This window comes from Sporosarcina contaminans (genome assembly GCF_042679045.1).
GTDB lineage: Bacteria > Bacillota > Bacilli > Bacillales_A > Planococcaceae > Sporosarcina > Sporosarcina contaminans.
In genome coordinates, this window is sequence record NZ_JBHTLT010000029.1 from 48,922 (window position 1) to 69,344 (window position 20,423).

A 20,423-nucleotide genomic window follows, 5' to 3' on the forward strand; every position below is an offset into this window, starting at 1 on the left:
TCGTTACGCAAATGCATATAAGCTGACAAGAACGCATTAGTGCTGCGCAAACTCAGAAATGACGAAAGGAACGCATAAAGCAATACGAAACTCAGAAACGCCAAAAGAAACGCATAATGCGCTTCGCGAATGCATAAACGACGTAAGAAACGCATAAAGCGCTTCGCAAACGCATAAACGACGAAAGGAACGCATAATGCGCTTCGCAAACGCATAAATGACGAAAGGAACACATAAAGCGATACAAAAGCTCAGAAACGCCAATAGAAACGCATAAAGCGCTACGCAAACTCAGAAACAACGAAAGAAACGCATAAAGCGATATGAAAACTCAGAAATGCCGTAAGGAACGCATTAGTCGCTTTGCAAACGCATTAGTCCCACCAAACACGCATATTAGCCGAGAAACTAAACATAAATCGAGACTAAAGCTCAATCAATCGACAAACAGTCTTATTTCCTTATACTCTCAACTAATTATTAAATCCTAAGTACTCCAAATTGAAATAGTAACGAATTTCGTTATAGTCTTTTTGCATGTTCTTTAATGATTTTCTGCTTTCAAGAGTCGTGTTCCATCTCTTAGATACGAATTCATTGGAATTTATATGTATTTCTGCGAGGTGTTTTGCGCGTTGGTCACGACTTTTATAGAGAAGGAAGAGCTTTTTGTGTATTATCTCACAATTATGCGCTCTTACCTGATTTTATGCGCTTCTATATAATCATTATGAGTACCTACACCGATTTATGCGTTTCTACAAATCATTATGAGTGCCTATACCGATTTATACGTTTCTACATAATCGTTTTGAGTACCTACACCGATTTATGCGTTTCTACAAATCATTATGAGTACCTATACCGATTTATGCGTTTCTACATAATCATTATGAGTGCCTATACCGATTTATGCGTTTCTACATAATCGTTATGAGTACCTATACCGATTTATGCGTTTCTACATAATCATTATGAGTACCTATACCGATTTATGCGTTTCTACATAATCGTTATGAGTACCAATACCGATTTATGCGTTTCTACAAATCATTATGAGTACCAATACCGATTTATGCGTTTCTACATAATCATTATGAGTGCCTATACCGATTTATGCGTTTCTACATAATCATTATGAGTACCTATACCGATTTATGCGTTTCAATCCGTCACTATGCGTTTTCATAGGAGTTTAAGCGGGCTTGCGATGTATTTATGCGTGTTAAAAACAATTTATGCGTTTATCAAACGAGTTTCATCTTTAATGTAAAAAAAGCCGCTCAGTAAAAACTGACCGGCATGCCAACTGATTTATCTTGCGGAATAGCCGCCATCGATGACAAGTTCTGCGCCTGTAATGTAGGAAGCTTCGTCCGATGCAAGGAACAGGACTGCATTTGCGATATCTTCAGGCTGGCCGAGGCGTTGCAATGGCGTCATGCGGATAAGCGCTTGTACAACTTCCTTCGAATCTTCAAGGGATTTAGTCATCGGCGTTTCAACAACCCCTGGGAATACAGTATTTACACGAACTCCATATTGGCCAAAATCGGCTGCAGCGGCTCTTGAAATTGCACGAACAGACCCTTTAGATGCGGAATATGGATTGACCCCCATGCCAATCATCGCTGTGTAAGAAGAAATGTTAACGATGGCACCTTTTTTCGCCTCTTTCATATACGAAACAGCGTGCTTCATTCCTAAGAAAGTACCGAACCCATTGATGTCGGACAGTTTGCGCCAATCCTCTATCGTAATTGCATCCATTGATTTTTCAGTAGAGATTCCTGCATTGTTCACTAACACATCTACTTTACCAAGCTTCTCGACCGCTGTTTTCATTGCAGCTGCCCATTCTTCATCTGAAGTTACATTCAATTTAACAGGGATGACATTTTCATATGAGCCCCATTTTTCATTCAACGCATCTTCATTTATGTCCGCTGCTACGACTTGAGCTCCTTCAGCTGTGAAAAGATGTACCATTTTCTCTCCCATGCCAGAAGCTCCACCTGTAATGAACACTACTTTATCTTTAAATCGATTCATGGAACTCGCTCCAATCTTATTTATTTTAACGTCTAAATAATACTTCTTTTGTCGCAACAATTCAACGAAGTTGCCTTTGTACATAATGGGGTACCTTGCTGTAACCCCAATTGTTGCTTATACTATCGTATAGTATGTCGTTTTCAGAAAAATATAAGGAAGTGATCTACGTTGATAAAAGATCCTCGTTTCCTTCATTATAATGCCGCTATGTTTCGTCAGGATTTGCTTGCCGGGATTACGGTCGGTATTGTGGCCATTCCTCTTGGGATGGCTTTTGCAATTGCATCGGGCGTCAAACCCGAGTATGGCTTGTACACGACAATAATTGCGGGGTTTTTAGTGGCATTATTCGGAGGTTCACGATTTCAAATTGCTGGGCCTACAGGTGCTTTCATCCCGATCCTATTGGCAATTGTTTTGCAGTACGGCTATGAAGATTTATTGATAGCAGGGTTTTTAGCAGGGATTTTCCTAATCATTATGAGTTTCATAGGGATCAGCAATCTTATTCATTTCGTTCCTAAATCGGTTACGATTGGATTTACAGCAGGGATTGCCGTCATTATTTTCACAGGTCAGCTTGGTAACTTTTTTGGTCTTTCGGGACTGCAGAATAAACAATTCTTCCATGAAAACATGATAGATGTAGCCAAAAACTTCCACACAGTTAACTTATATAGCATTTTGACTGCTGGAATCGGGCTTATACTCATTTTTTTATTGCCAAAAATTGCGCCACGCATTCCATTGTTGTTAGTGACACTCTTAGTCCCTACTATTCTTTCAGTGTTATTGTACCCCGGGAAAGTGGAAACCATCGGCTCGACATTTGGCGGCATACCTCGTTCGCTGCCTGACTTTCAATTGCCGCAAATTACGATGTCAAAATTACTGACATTATGGCAGCCCGCACTTATTATCGCTGCTTTGGGTGCAATTGAATCTTTACTTTCCGCAGTTGTCGCCGACGGCATGAAAGATGGCCCGAAGCATAATTCAAAGCGAGAATTATTCGGTCAAGGAATAGCAAATATTGTTACCCCTCTATTCGGAGGCATTCCTGCTACTGGTGCAATTGCCAGGACGGCTACAAATATTCGCTCCGGAGCTGCAAGTCCAGTATCAGGAATGATTCAAAGCATTTTCGTATTGCTTTTCCTATTGCTATTATCGCCATTTGCTTCCTATATCCCACTAGCTGCAATGGCCCCTATTCTAATGTTTGTTGCATGGAATATGAGTGCGCGAAAAACATTTGTCCATATTTTGTCTCTTCGTTCAGGGGACTCTATTGTATTGCTTACAACTTTCTTATTAACGATTTTTGTAAACGTAACTGTTGCAGTTCAAGTTGGCATATTATTAGCCGCATTGTCCTTCTTGAAGAAAATGAGTGGAAAACTTACGATTACCTCTCAAAAAACATCTACGGTGGAAGCCCATAAATTCGGTGATTCCGTTTCTAAGTTTATCGTAGAAGGACCTCTGTTTTTCGGAACAGCAAAGGTTTTCGAAGATCATATTCCTGAAATTTTATCAACAGCTACCAAAAAAGTAATATTGGATTTTCAGCATGTATCGGTAATAGATGCAACGGGAGAAGCAGCACTTTCTTCATTGTTGGATGAAATTACAAAGCAAAAGAGGCTTCTCATTATAAAGAAGTTACCAAAAGAGAAAATTTCTATGTTTAAAAAAAGTGGGTTATACGATCGCATCGGAAAAGAAAACTTTTTTATGTAATAAAGAATGCTTTAATTGTATAACTATTTTACTCCATAGGAATTGTCCTTTAAAATAACTCAGCCTGAACCGTTTTTCCGAAATTAAAAACCGGCGAAGAAATACATACTGTTCTTCGCCAGTTTCTTTGTCAAACCTATAATCTATCCTGCTACGACTTCTTTCATCGATTGATTTTCTTCTGGTCTGCTTCTTTGGATAGCCCATATGATGACGATGAGCAATATGCCGATCGTGCTCGAAAGCAATTCTGGAACGATAAGCAATATTCCCGCACCAAATAAGACAATCCTCTCCCACAATCTTGAATTTCTTATAAAATAGCCGATGACAGCGCTGCTTACACCGATCATACCGATAAACGCTGTAAGGATGCTGAGAAGAAGCTTTACTGGCGTTGCATCGACAAAAACAAGTATAGGATTGTAAATGAAAACATACGGAATAATAAAAGCGGCAATCGCCAATTTCACTGCGGTCATTCCGGTTTTGAATGGATTTGCTTTGGCAATTCCTGCTCCAGCATAGGCTGCCAAACAAACTGGTGGCGTAATATCTGCCACGATTCCAAAATAGAAAACAAACATATGTGCAGCCATAGGCGCAATGCCAAATTCATTTATAAGAGCAGGCGCAGCAATAGTTGCTGTTACAACATAGTTTGCGGTTGTCGGCAATCCCATCCCTAAGATGATACAAGCTACCATTGTGAAAAATAACGCTAAGATCAAATGCCCACTCGACAAAGCAATAATGCCTGAAGCAAATTTACCGCCTAAACCGGTCATACTGACGACACCCGCAATAATGCCGGCAGTCGCAACAGCTGAAATTACAGGTAATGCAACTCTTCCGCCTTGTTCCAATACATAGATGATTTTTCGTATATTGAACTCGGATTCTTTACGAACCAGCGCATTAAAGCACCAAATAAGAAAAGCTGACAAAATACCGAATAAAGCAGCTCTTTGCGGAGTAAATCCCGACATAATTGTTGCGATGATTACTAACAACGGGATAATCATATACCCGTCTCTAACAAAAATCTTTTTAAAGATCGGCAACTCTGATTTTGGCAAACCTAAGATCCGCAGTCGTTTTGCCTCAAAATGTGTTCCAATGAAAATCCCAGTGAAATATAAAATCGCCGGTACGACTGCCGCTAACATAATTGCAGCATAGCTGACACCTAAATATTCCATCATAATAAACGCAGCGGCTCCCATCATCGGAGGCATAATTTGCCCCCCTGTCGAAGCGGAGGCTTCGGTTGCTGCCGCAAATTCCGGCTTGAAGCCGGCTCTTTTCATCATTGGAATTGTAAAACTTCCAGTAGCAACTGTATTCCCGACCGAACTTCCTGAAACAGTCCCTTGCAAAGCGCTCGCTACAACCGCTGCTTTCGCAGTTCCGCCTGTATAGCGCCCAGTCAATGAAAATGCCAAGTTATTAAAAAACTTTCCGATCGGTGTGTTGACTAATAATACACCAAAAAACAAAAACAGAAAGATAAATTTTGCGGAAATTTGTACCGGCTTTCCAAAGACCCCGCTTTCCCGATACCATAAAGTCGTTGCTGTACGATCGAAAGAAAATCCTTCATGCGATAAAATTTTTGTCGGGACCAAATTCCCGAATATCGCGTATAAAATTGCGATACTTGCCACGATAACGATCGGAACACCGACTGTCCTTCTCGTCGCCTCCAATACAAGCAATATCCCTACTAGTGAAATGATTATATCTAAAGTGCTGTAGCCAGAAACTCTGCTTTGAAGAATCGAATCGAAAAAAAAGATTTTATGGTACGACACATACATCGCTGTAAAAGCAAGAAGGACATCATACCAAGGCACTTTTTTCTGCGTCTTCCTCCAAGCTTTTTTAGCAGGATAAAGAAGGAAGATAATGCCTAACGCTGTGCCAAGATGGATCGCCCCTTGCTGTTGGGAAGGCAAAACACTTGTAGCCCCAGTGTAGAGATGAAAGACAGTAAGGGCTACAGCAAGAAATGTAACGACATACGCCCATCTGCCAATTTGTATACGAAAATGGTTTTCTTTATCATACTTTTCTAAGATTTGTTGTGCATCGATCGCCTTTTGCTCTTTCATCATCCGCCTCCTTCTGCTTCACGATCTATTATTTCAAGTCATCAAAGCTATTAATTTTTGTCTTTTCACGAGTTACGATTTGGACGACTTCCGGATAAACGTGTCCGATAAACGCAGCATTTTGAACTGGGTTCCCTTCAAAATCCGCCTTTCCCGCGACTGCATTCAATGCCGGCACATGCACTGTCATGCCAATATCCATTTCTCCCTTTGAAATGGATGAAAGGTTTTCCACTGACGCCCCGGTTTCCATATTTGATACATTAATATCATCAATATACTTATTCCATAAATTCGCAATTTCCCCGCCCAATGGATAGTAAGTTCCGCCTTGGCTTCCAGTTCCCAATGTTAGTTCAGATTTTCTGTTTTCCTTTGTTGCACTGACTTCCGCAACTTCATTCGCAACCGTTAACCCTTGTTCTTCATAATACTTCTTCGCACCTGGATGGATAGGCAGCCCTTCCGCACCATTTAGTGCATTTTCCAATATCATTTGCTTCGCTTGTGAATGTGTATTTTCACTCGCTTTTTCAATCATGTATTTTGCAAGTTCATATCCCAAATCCTCATCGATCGTATCCGTATTGGCCATCATAATTGCATAAGCGGTCACCGTCTGAATATCTTCTGTCAAAAAGTCATAAGAATCCTTTGGTATCGTAAAATGCTTGTAACCTGATTCATCTTCAATTTTCTTAATTGCTTCATCCGATAAGCTAATCATTTTGACATCGCCAGCGGATGCTTGCAAGCTTTCGATACTCGCTGCAGGCAACCCAAGGATACCGATTGAAATATCGATATTGCCATCCTGAACACCATCCGCAGCATCTCCAAATCCTTCTTGAAATGCTTTGTAATCAGAATCCTCAATGCCATAAGCAGCCAAAATTACCTTTGATAAATTATTCGTCTCACTTGCAGGCGGTCCAATTGCAATATTTTTTTTGCCTCCCCCACCACATGCCGACAACATAAGCAGCAGGCCGACCAAAACAAACATGAGAATTCTTACGTTTTTCTTCTGCATTTTTATCCCCCTTTTTCATCTGTCCCTTTCTCGTAAGCGCTTACAAAACTGTGAGCAAGAGTTTCTCTGAAGAGGTTCGCACGCCGCGAAAAACGGAATCTTATAATTATTATAATAGTTTATGATTTTTAATCAACAATATTTTCTCTATTCTGATACTTCTTTTCAGCACTAACCTTTGGATTGAATCGCTTTTGAGCTGTTTAAAATAAATTGTAGATCGCCTTACGTTATCATGTTTCCATGCTCTTTTTTTTTTATTGGATCATTGAATCGTAGGAAGATCGAGTGAAAACGATATGTAAAATGGCAATAAAAAAACCCCGTCCATTTCGAACAGGATTTAAATTTCTCTGCTTTTAGTCTAAAAACGATGCTTTTTGCAAAGTTTCAGCAAGCACTTTCGCTCCGATGTATAATGCTTCACGATTAAATGCCATATGCGGATGATGCAAGCCAGGGCTTAGGTCTGCTCCAATTCCAAGCATTGTAGCCTTCAAATGCGGACGTTTTATCGTATAAAAATGAAAATCATCGCTGCCCGATGTAATAATCGCTGAAGATAGTGCTTCTTTACCTACTGTGGCAATGATGGCTTTCTCTGCTATATTAGCAGCCTCTTCTGAAACTTCTGCTGCAGGTGTATAATCTGTCCACTCAAATGTTATTTCTACACCGTGAAGCTCCCTGATTGTTTGTATGCCTTTTTCAATCTGCTCTCTTAATGATTCCAAAACGACGTTTGATTGTGCACGAATATCCATCGCAAATGTCGCTGTTCCCGGTATAATATTTACATTGTCACTACCAGCCATCACTTTCGTCAATTTAGCAGAATATGCTTCGTACGGAGAAAAATGCAACGATTTAACGAATTGTGAGATCGCGAAAATTGGATCAAGTGCATTCTTACCTTGATGCGGTCTTGCACCGTGGGCATCGACTCCAATTACTCTGCCTTCTAAGAAAATAGCCGCTCCGTGGTGAATAGCTGGAGATACTTTGCCAAACGGAATTTCTTCTTGAGGCCGTAAATGAATGCCAAACAGATGTGATACTCCGTCTACCGCTCCACGCTCAATCATAGCAAGCGCTCCGTTTCCTTTCTCTTCAGCCGGTTGGAAAATGAAGCGTATGCGGCTGCCCAAAGGTTTGTCCAATAAATAAGATAAAGCGCCTAATACCATTGACATGTTCGCATCATGCCCACAAGAATGATTTGCCCGGAACACACCATCTACCTCTTGCCAAAGTGCATCCATATCCGCTCGAACCGCTAATATGCGATCTCCTTCACCTATCTCGGCAATGACACCAGTTACATCATCGAATGTGTGATGGGCAACCTCCATCCCTTGCAATAATTGCGATATCTTCTTAGTCGTTTCATATTCTTTATAGCTTACTTCTGGATATGTATGAAAATGTTCGAACCATTCCTCGATTTGCTTTTTCACTGACAATTGTCTCACTCCATTCATTTCATTCGTCTGTAAATAAAGGATAGCTGAAATAAGCCAATAAAAAAAGCCGGGCAACCCGGCTTCAGCTTGTTGACAAACATTCGATACTATATTGGAGCCCGCATGCCTACACGAGTCATGTAGTCAGCGCGAATTGAAACTGTAAAAAGTTCGATATCCTTACTATCAATGCCCAATAATGATATCAAAGCACTTTATTCCTCGCATTTAGCCCACTTCATAAGCATGCTTTTTAAGACAACTTAGAAACATTCTGTGAACTTAAATCAATAACAACTATAACTTCCACTTCACTCGTGCGTAAATGACAAGCATGAGCAAGTTGAAAGCTGAACTGATGAACGTTCCGTACGCGATTGCTGTTGCCCCCATCGAGTCAACAAACAAGTAGATGATTGCGATATTGATGCCCAATACACTAATCAAGCTAAAAATGACCGGAAGCACGGAATTTCCTTTTGCATAATAAAAACGGGTAACGTACGTAGTTGCCGCTAAAAAGAACATGGACAGCGCAAATACTTGGAAGATCGGAACAGTTAACTGGATAGATTCTTCACCGAACTTGCTACTGCCGAATCCAAAAATGAGCCGGATAATCGGATCCGCAAAGAAATAGGCAACTGCCGTTGCGGGGCCTATTAAAGCAACAAGATATAGCATCCCTTTTTTATACAGCTTTTTAATCGTTTCATTGTCCCCTTCGCCTTCCTTCTTGCTCAACAAAGGGTAAATGACTGTCGTCACAGCTGTCATCATAATAGCTTGAGGGAAATTACTTAATTTGGATGCATAGTTGACTGCGGAAATGGCACCTTCAGACAAGCCTGCCGCCGCAATTCTATGGATTATTGCGTAAAACTGCATAGATGCTCCACCTAATAGAATAGGCAAAGCGATCGACCATACCCGCTTTACATCATCGGACTTTCCAAAAGAAGGTTTTAAAGAGAATGTAGTACCACGTTTAATGCCCCCATATAGAAAAACGCCCATGAAAATAGCGGACAATAAAGCGCCAATCCCATAAGAAGCCGGTCCATACCAAGGAGTTAACAATACACCGATCACGACAAACGCAGCATTATAAACTAAGATGGCAAGGCTTGATAAATGAAAGCGGTCGTTCACATTCAACAAACCGCTCATCCATGTTGATAGGACAAGGATAACGGTTGAGGGCATCATCCAAAGAAACAGTTCGTACGTCATTGCAAATTGGTCGGGCTTTAACCCAGGAAACGTCAGTTTTAACAACGGACCTGCAAATATAACAGAAAGCACTGTAATGATTGATGCGGCAAGTAACACCGTTGTGAAAATTTTTCGGACATACAGCCCTTTTTCGGAAGAGGTTGAATGGTAAACCGAAATAAAAGCAGTCGTCAGCCCTCCGCCTACAACAAGATAAATGAAGTTCGGAATCGTGTATGCCGTTGCGATCGCATCGGCAGCAATGCTCGTCCCATATTGTCTACCGATAACAACTTCACGCAAAAAGCCGAACAGGCGGGCAACAATATTAATGACTGCTACTGCGCCAATAATTTTAATAAATTTATTCATACGATTTGTCCTGCCCTTTCGCCGCTGCATCGTATAGCGCAATCAACCGTTCCGCAATAACATCATAGGAATTGCTTTTTACACGGTGCTCAGCGGCTTCATTTGGCGAACTGTCAGCTGTCCGCAATGCCGTTAGCAATCCTTCCGCCAATGAAGAAGGATTGTGCGGTTCCACTAAAACTCCAGCTCCGTCACGAAGCAATGAAGATAGCCCTCCCACATTCGTAGCAACGACAGGTGTACCGACCGACATCGCTTCCAGCGCTACAAGCCCGAACCCTTCATGATGGGATGGCAAAACGAAAACATCAGCCGCCACCATCCACTCCGCTAGTTCTTGCTGTGGTTTAGGTTCCATATGGATCGTTTTATCCGGTCGACGTAAAGAATGTCGATTAAATTTCTCCATGAATCCTGCATCTTTCGAAGAACCAATCAAATAGAGAACAGCTTCGGGTTCTTCTTTACTAACAATGTCGAATGCTTCAATTAAATCCAATATCCCCTTCGCTTCAATCATATTTCCAATGTATAAGATACTTTTCTCTTTTACAGGTATCGATAATGAACGGCGGACTGCTTGCTTGGGCATTGGTGCGAATACAGAAGTATCTACTCCCATGCTCATTAGCTCCACTTTTTCAGGGGCTACTCCAAAGCGGTGAATGACGTCTTCCCGTAATTTCTCCCCGACCGTTATAACCGTATGGGCTTGTTGCAAAATGTTCTTCGTCATTTTCGCAATGCGCGCATTTTTCGCTGCCATTTTATCAAGGTCTCCTCCATGCACCGTCACAATATACGGAATGCCAAACCACTTTTTGGCCAACAGCGAAAGATAACCGGTAGGAAACGCGTAATGAGAATGAGTTAATGAAAGTTTCTTTTTATTTTTCATGACATATAGCATAGATCGTAAAAACCATGACAAATACTTTTTTATCGCAGCGACCTTCCCTTTTTTCGGATCGTCAATTGCTATAACATCGACATCTACATCGTGTTTTTTTAAAAGTTCTACTTGATTTTTAACAAAAATACCGTATGTCGGATGTTCTTTTGAAGGATACATATTACTGAAAACAGCTATTTTGCACAAGGGAATCATCCTATCTCTTTTCCTTACTTTACACATTGAACGATTATACCATAAATTATGTTGCATTCGGTTCTCATTATTGTTGAATCGTAATATATAAAGTGCGTTTATAAAATATATCTTCCATGTTACAGTTTTGTGAAAAAAGTAGCGGATGAAATAGGTAATATTCCATAGATTTTTGGAGAAAACGAAGGAATAATAGGAGATTTACATAAGGTAAGTGTCAAACCTTTAATATTTATCTTAAGTTGAACGTTGTTATGAAAGCGTTTATAGCAATATATGACTCTTGTAATGTTATTGTAATCTAACTGTAACCGAATTGAAGGTTTAGCTATGATACTATGTTCTCAGATAAAAGCACGCCCACTATAAACGTGCGAAAGGGGAATTTGGGAACCATAATGAAAAGACTGTTCATCGTTTTATTTGCTTGCCTTTTGATTTCAACAACTGTACCAGACATGGCCTCAGCGAATTCACCGACTTCGCTCGTTAGCACAGCAAGGAATTATATAGGAACTCCTTATTCCTATGGAGGATCAACCACATCCGGATTCGACTGCTCTGGATATACACAGTTCATCTTTAAAAAAGAAGGGATATCCATCCCAAGATCGACTGGTCAACAGTATGCAATGGGAACATCTGTTAAAAAAGGCGATCTAAAAACTGGTGACCTCGTTTTCTTTAACACTTCCGGAAATGGTGTGTCACACGTTGGTATTTATATCGGTTCAAACCGATTCATTCATTCATCGACAAGCAAAGGTGTCACGATCTCATCAATCAATGACCCTGCTTATTGGGGCAAACGCTATTTAGGTGCTCGTCGAGTTGCAAAATTCAACCACGAAAAAGTAGTTGCTTATGAGCCGGCAACAGCATCTGAAGTTGAACCAAAATATGTAACACGTGCTGAAATCGCTGAAACACTTGTTAAAGAATTAGGTCTTGAGACAACTGAAACTACAATTACTTTCTCGGACGTTTCCAAAGAGCATCCGAATTATAATGCAATAATGGCAGTAGCAAATGCGGGCGTTTTCTCAGGTAACGATGGAAAGTTTAATCCAGAAGACTCTTTGACTCGCGCACAGTTAGCGAAAATAATCGTAGAAGCTTTCGGATTGGAAGGTTCTGCAAAGACATCTTATACCGACGTACCATCTGATCATTGGGCAACTGAATACATCGACATCCTTGCCTACAATCATGTAGCAAGCGGCTACGAAGATGGCTCGTTCGGACTTAACGATAAATTGACTGATAAGCAATTCCAAAAGATTATTGATCGTCTCAATCAATAATTGCAAACAGGGTGATCCGCGCGGAGTGGACATCCTGTTTTTTTATATTTTTCGCTATGAATCTATCAAGTTTCCTATAGATTTACATGCGTATTACTGATAAACTAAATCTACATCAAAAGTAAAATATAGGGAGGACAACATGAAACCAGTTAAATGGGCAACCGTTGCATTGTTGATTTTCGCACTCGTTTCCATCGCCCCGGTACATTCATCGGCAAAATTCCAGTTCTCGGACATATCACCCGACAAGGAATACTATGAACAAGTCCATTACATAGCAGATCTTGGTATTGTGAACAAAGTCGAAAAGTTTAATCCAGGCGATAATTTGACAAGAGCCCAAGCGGCAAAAATGCTTGTCATTGCCACAAAAAAAGACAAAATTCCGACACCAGCTGTACAATTTAAAGATTTGAAACCTAACACTGAGCAATACGAATATGCAAGCCGTGCTGTTGAATTAGGATTCTTTAAGAAAAACGCAGATGGCAGTTTCAAGCCGAATGAAAAAATTAAACGTGCAGAGATGGGTTACGCGCTTTCTGTCGCCTTTAATTTATCCGAAAAAATCACTGTTGATCGTCCTCTAATGTTAACAGACATGAAAAACAGTCCATATACTGAGCAAATTAATGGTTTGTACTATGGTGGCGTGACACAAGGCGATGAAGGGAAATTTTTGCCGAATAACTATTTGACAAGATCTCAATTCGCGCTTTTTGTTGCAAGAGCATTGAACGATAAGTATAAATTACCTGTTAAATTGCCTGAACAAACATCCCATGCTTATTATGCAAAAGTAAAAACGGGCGGTGTCAATCTGAATGTCAGATCTCACCCTGCAGTTACCGGAGACATTGTCGGCAAGTTAAATGATGGTGATATTGTTGAAGTTATCGGACAAGCTGGTGATTGGCTGTTAATCCTATTAGATGGCAAGAACGGCTATATCCATAGTGATTACACTGTTGAAGTTAGTGTAAATCCTGGTGACGATGTAGCGACAGAAGAGCCTAATGAGCCTGAAGAGCCAACTCCTCCGACAGAGGTAGAGCCTCCTTCAAACAATTCAAAGCTTATTGGGAAAGTTACCGCTTCGTCTTTGAATGTACGTAAACAAGCAAATGCTACATCAGAAATCATTGACAAATTGAAGTTAGGCCAACAAGTGGACGTGCTCGCATTGAACGGCAACTGGGCAACGATTAAAACGAATGCCGGCACAGGCTATATTCACAAAAACTATATAAAACTAATCAATCAATCAGGCAATCCGTTAAAAGACCGTATCATCGTACTCGATGCCGGTCATGGCGGTAAAGATCCTGGTACTTCGAAAAGCGGCGTGACAGAAAAAGCGATCGTTCTTGATATATCCAAACGATTAGAACAGAAACTGAAAAACGCCGGTGCAAAAGTTCTCATGACTCGTTCCAATGATTCGTACTTAACATTGGAACAACGCACAGAGTTTGCAAAAAAGAACTATGTGGAAGCGTTCGTATCAATCCATGTGAACTCAGCAAGTTCAACTTCCGCTAAAGGAACAGAAGTGTATTATGATTCATCTTTGAACCCTAACGCAGCGGAAAGTAAAGCATTGGCGCAAAAGATTCAAAACAATATTGTCAAACAAGCAAACATGGCAGACCGTGGCGTACGCGACCAACGTTTTTATGTCATTAGAAATAATAACGTTGCATCTGTCCTGATTGAATTAGGTTTCATTACGAATTCAGAGGACTTTAAAAAACTGTCAAGTTCTCAATACGCTGAAATTTACGCTGAAGCGATCTATCAAGGACTTGTACAATACTATTCAGCTCCATAATAAATTATGCCGGAAAGAAGATATCTTCTTTCCGGTTTTTGTTATAAAACTTCTTTGTTGCTTCCTTCTAAATTCCCCCATCATTCTACTTAATAATTCATAGCATACCGCTAAATTTTCCAAAAATTCATTTGTTCTTTAAATACGAAAATGGTACACTAACATAGAATACGCTTACATCATTATTCTTTATTAAAGCTATTTGTAGAATAGTGATAATAACCGAGTAAAGGAAGGTGCACAATGTCAAAGAAATATGTGAAAGGTGTTGCAGCATCCATGCTTTTGTTCAGCATGGCAGGTATTACGCCGGCTGCCGTATCTGCAGAGGAAGCAGCGAAATCCTCCGATTTTTCGCTGACAGTGTTCCATACGAATGACACTCATGCTCACTTGGAGAACATTGCACAATTTTCCGCCCTTTTAAAAGAAAAGCGCGCGGCAACGCCTAATAATGTCCTCTTACATGCTGGAGACGTCTTCTCAGGAACATTATATTTCAATGAATTTTTAGGACAAGCCGACCTAAAATTTCTAAACTATTTGGGCTACGATGCCATGACATTCGGCAACCACGAATTTGACCTCGGCCTTTCCAATGATGGCCATAAAGCACTATCGGATTTCGTTAAAGGAGCTAATTTCCCATTTGTCGCTGCAAACCTCGACTTTTCTAAGGATAGCAATTTCAATGGTCTTCAGAAGCGAGAAGTGACAGCTGAGCCGGAAAACGGCAAAATTTATAACGGAATTGTCAAAGAAGTCGATGGAGAGAAAATCGGTATTTTTGGATTGACGACCGAAGAAACAGTTGCCATTTCAAGCCCAGAAAAAATTACTTTTTCAAACTATATTACAGAGGCAAAAGCAGCTGTAGAAGCTTTTGAAGAATTAGGCATCAACAAAATCATTGCAGTAACTCATATCGGCTTCGATGATAATTCAGCGATTGATAACGACCAGGAGTTGGCGAAAAACGTTCCGGGAATTGATATTATCGTTGGCGGCCACACACATTCCAAATTAGAACAACCGGTAGTTTTCAATGAAGACAAAGAACCGACAATCATCGTACAAGCTGATCAATACCACAATTTCTTAGGACAATTGGATGTTACATTCGATGAAAACGGTGTTATAAAAGAATATAACGGTGTTCTCCATGAAGTCGATCCAGAAGGAGAAAAAGATGCTGAAGCGGCGGATTTAATTAAACCTTATGCCGATCAAGTTGCAAGCACAATGGAAAAGCCTACTGGGGGCGTAGCGGATGTCTTCCTTAGCGGCTTGCGCGACTTAGGCGGGGTTCGTGCTGGTGAAACAAACTTGGGGAACATTATTACAGACGGTATGCTATCAAAAGCAAAAGAAATCGACCCTGAAGTATCAATCGCATTCCAAAATGGCGGCGGTATCCGTGCTTCCATCAATCAAGGCGATATTACATACGGAGATGTGCTAACCGTGTTGCCTTTCGGAAATAACCTTGCCATTATAGAATTGAGTGGTGCAGAGCTAAAAGAGACGTTCGAGCACTCCGTTAAAGAATATCCGAAAGAAAGCGGCGGATTCCTTCACGTAGCTGGCATGCAAGTTATCTTTGACGGTAAAGCCGAAGTTGGAAAGCGAGTTGTTTCGCTTAAAATCAACGGCGAAGAAGTGGAAGATGGCAAAATGTATAAAGCTGCGACAAATGTCTTCACTGCCAGAGGCGGAGACGGTTTCGAAGCATTAGGCAAAGCCTATGAAGAAGGACGAGCAAGTGAACCTGGTTTCAGTGATTGGGAAAATCTTGCGGACCATTTGAAATCAATCGGACATATTACACAAGGAATTGAAGGAAGGATCCTGGCAACTGTTCCATATAAAGACGTTTCTTTAGATAGCTGGGCGTATCCTTACATCTCTGATTTATATTATCGTGACATTCTATCTGACGGATCGGCATTCCATCCAGGCAAAGATATAACACGAGCAGAAATGGTGAATTGGATTGTAAAAGCTTTGAAAATGGATGCGAAAGGAGCAGCGCCTTTCACTGATCTAGACGGCCTATCTGCAGATGTCAAAGCAAATATTGCAGCTGCTTATGAAAATGGTATCGTCAAAGGAAACGACGGCAAGTTCGCACCAAACGAAAAAGTGACGCGTGCACAATTTGCTTTAATACTTGAACGTGCGTTTGAACAATATACTGGTGAAGCATATGAAGCTGCTGAAAAAGCGCCGTACTCTGATTATGGCAACTATGCAGATGATGCAGTAAATGCAATCTCCATGCTGCATGAACTTGGCATCGCAACTGGCTTTGAAGGTAAATTCATGCCAGATCAATTTACAACGAACCAACAGGCCGCTAAAATTGTTTCCAACTTCATCTATAATACAAAGCAAGTGAAAAAAGCGGAGTAATTTTAAAAAGGCCATCAAAGCAAACAACATTTGCAATGATGGCTTTTTTTTATTTTTCCGCCTTTAATCCGACATGACGTTCAACCCACGACTCATTGTAGATTGCTCGCTTCCCTGCCTCCCGCAAAGGTACAACGGAATAGCGATGGCTTTTATCCCGTACGACTGCGGTCGGGTAAAAAGTTGAAGTACCAACTTCAATGAAACACTTCCCTGCATATTCTGTTCTATGAATCTCCACTTTTGCAATTCCACCTATGTTCGTTGAGTCGAATTGCTGTGCAGAGTAAAAATTGCCCAATGAATAAAATACGGATGTGTGTCCGATCTGTTCATGCTTTTGTAAAACATGTGGGTGGTGCCCAAAAATTATATCGGCTCCAGCATTGGAAAGCTCTTTAGCCAATTCTTTTTGAAAATCCGTAGGTATTAGTGCATATTCATCTCCCCAATGAATTGACACGGCAATTATATCTACTTTCCCTTCCATATTGTCAATGTCCGTCATGATATTGTTTTTATTAATGAGTGAAACGAGATACTCTTTTCCATCTGGAATTGCCATGCCATTTAAGCCATATGTGTAGGACAGTACGCCAATACGGATACCAGATACTTCAACGATTCGCTGCTGTGCTCTGTCCTCTTCCGTAGCGTATGCGCCAACATATGGCATATTATATTCATTCATATGCTGTAATGCGTTCGTCAAACCTTTTTCGCCTTGATCTAATATATGATTATTCGCGAGGGATATCATATCGACACCTGACGCTTTCAAGTCGCGAATAATATGTTTTGGGCTGTTGAACCGTGGATAACCCGATAACCCTAATTCTTTCCCACCAGGCAATGACTCTTGGTTTGCCAATAAAAAATCGATCTCCGTCAGTTTCTCTTTCACTCGTTCAAAAGCAACGCCATAAGAATCATATGTAAATAATGGATTATGCAAAAGAACATCACCGATCATGCCGACCGTAATGGTTGTTTTATCCGCCTGAATAGTGTACTCGATCGGCTTGGCATATAGAGGTTTAAAATCTTTGGGCATAGCAATCGACTCTTCAGAATAGGAACAGCCCCCTACTGCCATCATAAGTAAAGAAAACAAACTAATTAATCGGACCACTCAACTATCTCCAGTCATCTTAATCTATGAATCTCATTTTATTATACGAAACCCGATCGCTCTATGGAAGGAAGAATGGAAAAACCTTCAAATCATCAAGTATGACGTTTGAAGGTTTTAACTGTTATGCAATTAATACAATGGAATGAACTATCCGCGTCTCGTTTCTGTAGATTTCGTAGCTTGTTTCATTTGCTTTTTTGCATTTTGCTCCGGTTCAAAATCTGGGAATTTTGCTTCAGGCATGCCTGTAAATCTGTTTTCTTCTTGTTGTTTAGATTGTAAAAACAGATCTTTTTTTTCTTTCATTTATTTGAACAGCTCCCTTAAAGTCATCTTGTCTTATAGATACCCAAAGAGACTGTATTTAATCTACATAAATTTAAACCTAAAATAGGTCTCAGACTGTAGACAATAATTCTTTTCGTTTTGTCTACAGTCTTTTAAAGGTTTGTAGTCACGAGATAGGAATTTGGTACAGCTATGTTTGATAATGTACACCACAGTTTTGTTTCGTTAATAATACCCTCTATAGTAACTGATTGTAATATATGATAGAGCCAACAATGCTTGTCACGTGAAGATTTAACTACTTGACATCCATGGTATGCGAGTGTTTGTTAACAAGCTCCGTGTCATACTCTAAAATGGCTTAATTCTTTTTGTAAATCCTCAGATAGCTTCGCTAAAATTTGCGCACTTTCCGAAATTTCATGGTTCGTAGCGAGTTGCTCTTCAGTAGCCGCGCTTGTATCACTAGCAGCCATTGCTCCTTTTGTACTCAATTCACGAACTTCATTCGCTCCTTTTGTCACTTCATCCGACATCGCTTGTATTTCCTCAATAGCTGCGGAAACCGTTTCGATTTTTTCAACTACATCTCCTACTGCTTCCTGTATTTCAGAAAATACTTGCTTGGATTGGTCGGTTGCTTCGATTCCTGAATCTACGATTACTCGGTTTGAAGAAATCGATTGCACAGCCCTTTTGGATGCGTCCTGAATTTGATTGACCATTTTTCCGATATCAGCTGCCGACGTCTTCGACTGTTCCGCCAAATGACGGACTTCCTCCGCAACAACTGCAAATCCTTTCCCATACTCTCCCGCCCTTGCAGCCTCAATCGCAGCATTTAAGGATAAAAGATTCGTCTGTTCTGCTATGTCCGTTATTAGACCAGTAATTTTTTGGATTTCCTCTGAATGCTTTTCCATTTCTTCCATAATGGTTGATGATTCATTTATGGTCGTATGAATCGTCGTCATTTGTTCTGAAACTTGAGCAATTTTTTCAGAACCTTTCACTACCAATTGATTGACCGTATCGGCAGATGTCAGCATTTGTTCATTGTTCAATGCTATTTCAGTGACACCGATTGTTAGATCATTCATCGAAGTAGCTGACTGCTCAGAAATTTGCCTTTGATGTTCGCTCGTAGATAATTGTAATTCTGCCGTTTTTGCAACCATTTCAGAAGATGCTAAGCTTTCCTCTGAACTTGCAGATAGCTCTTCGGCTTGTGCTGCCAATTGTAGAGTTGAGCCGTTAATGCGCCTTATCATATTGGCAACGTCTGCGCCCATTTTATTAAAAGCGGCAGCCATTTCACCGATCTCGTCTTTACTTTTCACAGACAGCGGATCAATGGTAAAATCCCCTTCCGCAATGGCGTTCAATCCCCCAGTAACAATTTTTACCGGTCTGGAAATACTGCGGCTAATAACTGTTGAAATAATTAGTCCACTTATGACAGCCACCAAAATTAATAGACCGTCAAATAAAACAACGTTCGTCATCAATTTCTGAATATCCTTGCGTGTTTGTTCAACGATCTTATACTGCACTTCTTTCATCATTTCTGCGCGATCTAAAACGATATTTTCGACATTGCTTGAAGATTTTCCAATACTGATTGCAATATCGTCTTTCCCTGAAATTGTATTCGTAACAATCGTATTTTGAAGTTCTGTGAACGCTTTCATTGATTCTTGCAAAGCTTCAAAATGCGTTCTCATAACATCCCCGTCTGCTACGCTTTCCAATTCCCCTAACAGCTCTTCTGACCATTCCAAGTTCTCCGTTCTTTTGTCAAGAAAGCTATCATCCTTATAGAGCATATATCCGCGTATATTACTTTGAATTTCCTTTTGGCTTAAAATAAAGTCGTCAATAATATTAATTTTAACCATTTCATCGTTAAGCAGTTGCTCGTACTTATTGTTCAGATGAATTGTCATCCATAAGCTTAAACCGCCAACAACTATTAACAATAAAAGAATAACGCCAAAACCACTCCACATTTTTTTCGTTACAGACTTTCTCATGACCCCTTCAACCCCATCCTATGTAGCTTTTATGTCTTTTCTCACAATACAATATTTATAAATCATCATACTATTTACTCATTATAGCATTACCTACTAACTATTCAATAGGTGATCATGTAGGATGGGGAAAATCGATTCCATTTTGCTGTAAATCTATGTTTGGGGTCAAGTTTTCATCATTCCAAAAGAAAAAACCAGTGAAGAAACGGCACTGCCTGTCGTTTTTGAGACAATAATAAAACACCTTCTAAGCAGCCTTTAGTCGGTATTCAACCGGCGATTGGCTGTTTAGTTTCGCTTGAATTCGGATA

At 40.3% G+C, this 20,423-nt stretch carries 13 protein-coding genes; 4 read left to right on the forward strand and 9 right to left on the reverse strand.

Annotation, left to right across the window (positions count from 1 at the left end; genetic code table 11):
- Window positions 1–1,314: 1,314 nt before the first annotated feature.
- The gene (locus ACFQ38_RS06385) at window positions 1,315–2,052 is read right to left on the reverse strand and encodes an SDR family NAD(P)-dependent oxidoreductase (RefSeq protein WP_336822340.1); all 738 of its coding nucleotides are present in this window, start codon (window positions 2,050–2,052) and stop codon (window positions 1,315–1,317) included.
- Window positions 2,053–2,223: 171 nt separating this feature from the next.
- Here ACFQ38_RS06385 and ACFQ38_RS06390 point away from each other — a divergent pair, with 171 nt between their 5' ends.
- Window positions 2,224–3,798 (forward strand): SulP family inorganic anion transporter, encoded by a 1,575-nt coding sequence (locus tag ACFQ38_RS06390; protein WP_381480104.1) that lies wholly within the window; start codon window positions 2,224–2,226, stop codon window positions 3,796–3,798.
- A 143-nt stretch (window positions 3,799–3,941) separates the two neighbouring features.
- Here ACFQ38_RS06390 and ACFQ38_RS06395 read toward each other — a convergent pair whose 3' ends face one another.
- The 5 genes from ACFQ38_RS06395 to ACFQ38_RS06415 all read right to left on the reverse strand — a co-directional run bounded on the left by ACFQ38_RS06395 (window position 3,942) and on the right by ACFQ38_RS06415 (window position 11,094).
- The gene (locus ACFQ38_RS06395; protein ID WP_336822342.1) at window positions 3,942–5,912 is read right to left on the reverse strand and encodes a TRAP transporter permease; all 1,971 of its coding nucleotides are present in this window, start codon (window positions 5,910–5,912) and stop codon (window positions 3,942–3,944) included.
- 28 nt (window positions 5,913–5,940) lie between these two features.
- The gene (locus ACFQ38_RS06400; protein WP_336822343.1) at window positions 5,941–6,945 is read right to left on the reverse strand and encodes a TAXI family TRAP transporter solute-binding subunit; all 1,005 of its coding nucleotides are present in this window, start codon (window positions 6,943–6,945) and stop codon (window positions 5,941–5,943) included.
- Between the two features lie 359 nt (window positions 6,946–7,304).
- Entirely contained in the window at window positions 7,305–8,408 is a 1,104-nt protein-coding gene (locus tag ACFQ38_RS06405; protein ID WP_381480105.1) for an amidohydrolase, read from the reverse strand.
- Window positions 8,409–8,705: 297 nt separating this feature from the next.
- Window positions 8,706–9,995 (reverse strand): murein biosynthesis integral membrane protein MurJ, encoded by a 1,290-nt coding sequence (gene murJ / locus ACFQ38_RS06410; protein WP_336822345.1) that lies wholly within the window; start codon window positions 9,993–9,995, stop codon window positions 8,706–8,708.
- Window positions 9,988–11,094, reverse strand: coding sequence for a glycosyltransferase (locus ACFQ38_RS06415; protein WP_336822346.1), 1,107 nt, complete (start codon window positions 11,092–11,094; stop codon window positions 9,988–9,990). The genes murJ and ACFQ38_RS06415 overlap by 8 nt, the downstream gene beginning before the upstream one ends.
- Window positions 11,095–11,501: 407 nt before the next feature.
- Here ACFQ38_RS06415 and ACFQ38_RS06420 point away from each other — a divergent pair, with 407 nt between their 5' ends.
- The 3 genes from ACFQ38_RS06420 (at window position 11,502) to ACFQ38_RS06430 (ending at window position 16,653) form a co-directional block, all read left to right on the forward strand.
- Entirely contained in the window at window positions 11,502–12,407 is a 906-nt protein-coding gene (locus ACFQ38_RS06420; protein WP_381480107.1) for a C40 family peptidase, read from the forward strand.
- Window positions 12,408–12,549: 142 nt separating this feature from the next.
- Window positions 12,550–14,241 carry an N-acetylmuramoyl-L-alanine amidase gene (locus ACFQ38_RS06425; protein ID WP_381480109.1) on the forward strand — a complete coding sequence of 564 codons (1,692 nt, stop codon included), beginning with the start codon at window positions 12,550–12,552 and terminating at the stop codon, window positions 14,239–14,241.
- A 243-nt stretch (window positions 14,242–14,484) separates the two neighbouring features.
- A complete protein-coding gene (locus ACFQ38_RS06430; protein ID WP_336822349.1) occupies window positions 14,485–16,653 on the forward strand; it encodes a 5'-nucleotidase C-terminal domain-containing protein in 2,169 nt (722 codons plus the stop codon).
- Window positions 16,654–16,702: 49 nt separating this feature from the next.
- Here the strand turns inward: ACFQ38_RS06430 and ACFQ38_RS06435 are convergent, their stop codons facing one another.
- From ACFQ38_RS06435 to ACFQ38_RS06445, 3 genes are all read right to left on the reverse strand, one after another.
- Window positions 16,703–17,785: a CapA family protein gene (locus tag ACFQ38_RS06435; protein WP_381480110.1), complete on the reverse strand. Its 1,083-nt coding sequence runs from the start codon at window positions 17,783–17,785 to the stop codon at window positions 16,703–16,705.
- A 150-nt stretch (window positions 17,786–17,935) separates the two neighbouring features.
- On the reverse strand, window positions 17,936–18,094 hold the full coding sequence (locus ACFQ38_RS06440; RefSeq protein WP_336822351.1) for a hypothetical protein: 159 nt from the start codon (window positions 18,092–18,094) through the stop codon (window positions 17,936–17,938).
- A gap of 326 nt (window positions 18,095–18,420) precedes the next feature.
- Window positions 18,421–20,109 (reverse strand): methyl-accepting chemotaxis protein, encoded by a 1,689-nt coding sequence (locus ACFQ38_RS06445; protein ID WP_381480111.1) that lies wholly within the window; start codon window positions 20,107–20,109, stop codon window positions 18,421–18,423.
- Window positions 20,110–20,423 lie beyond the last annotated feature (314 nt).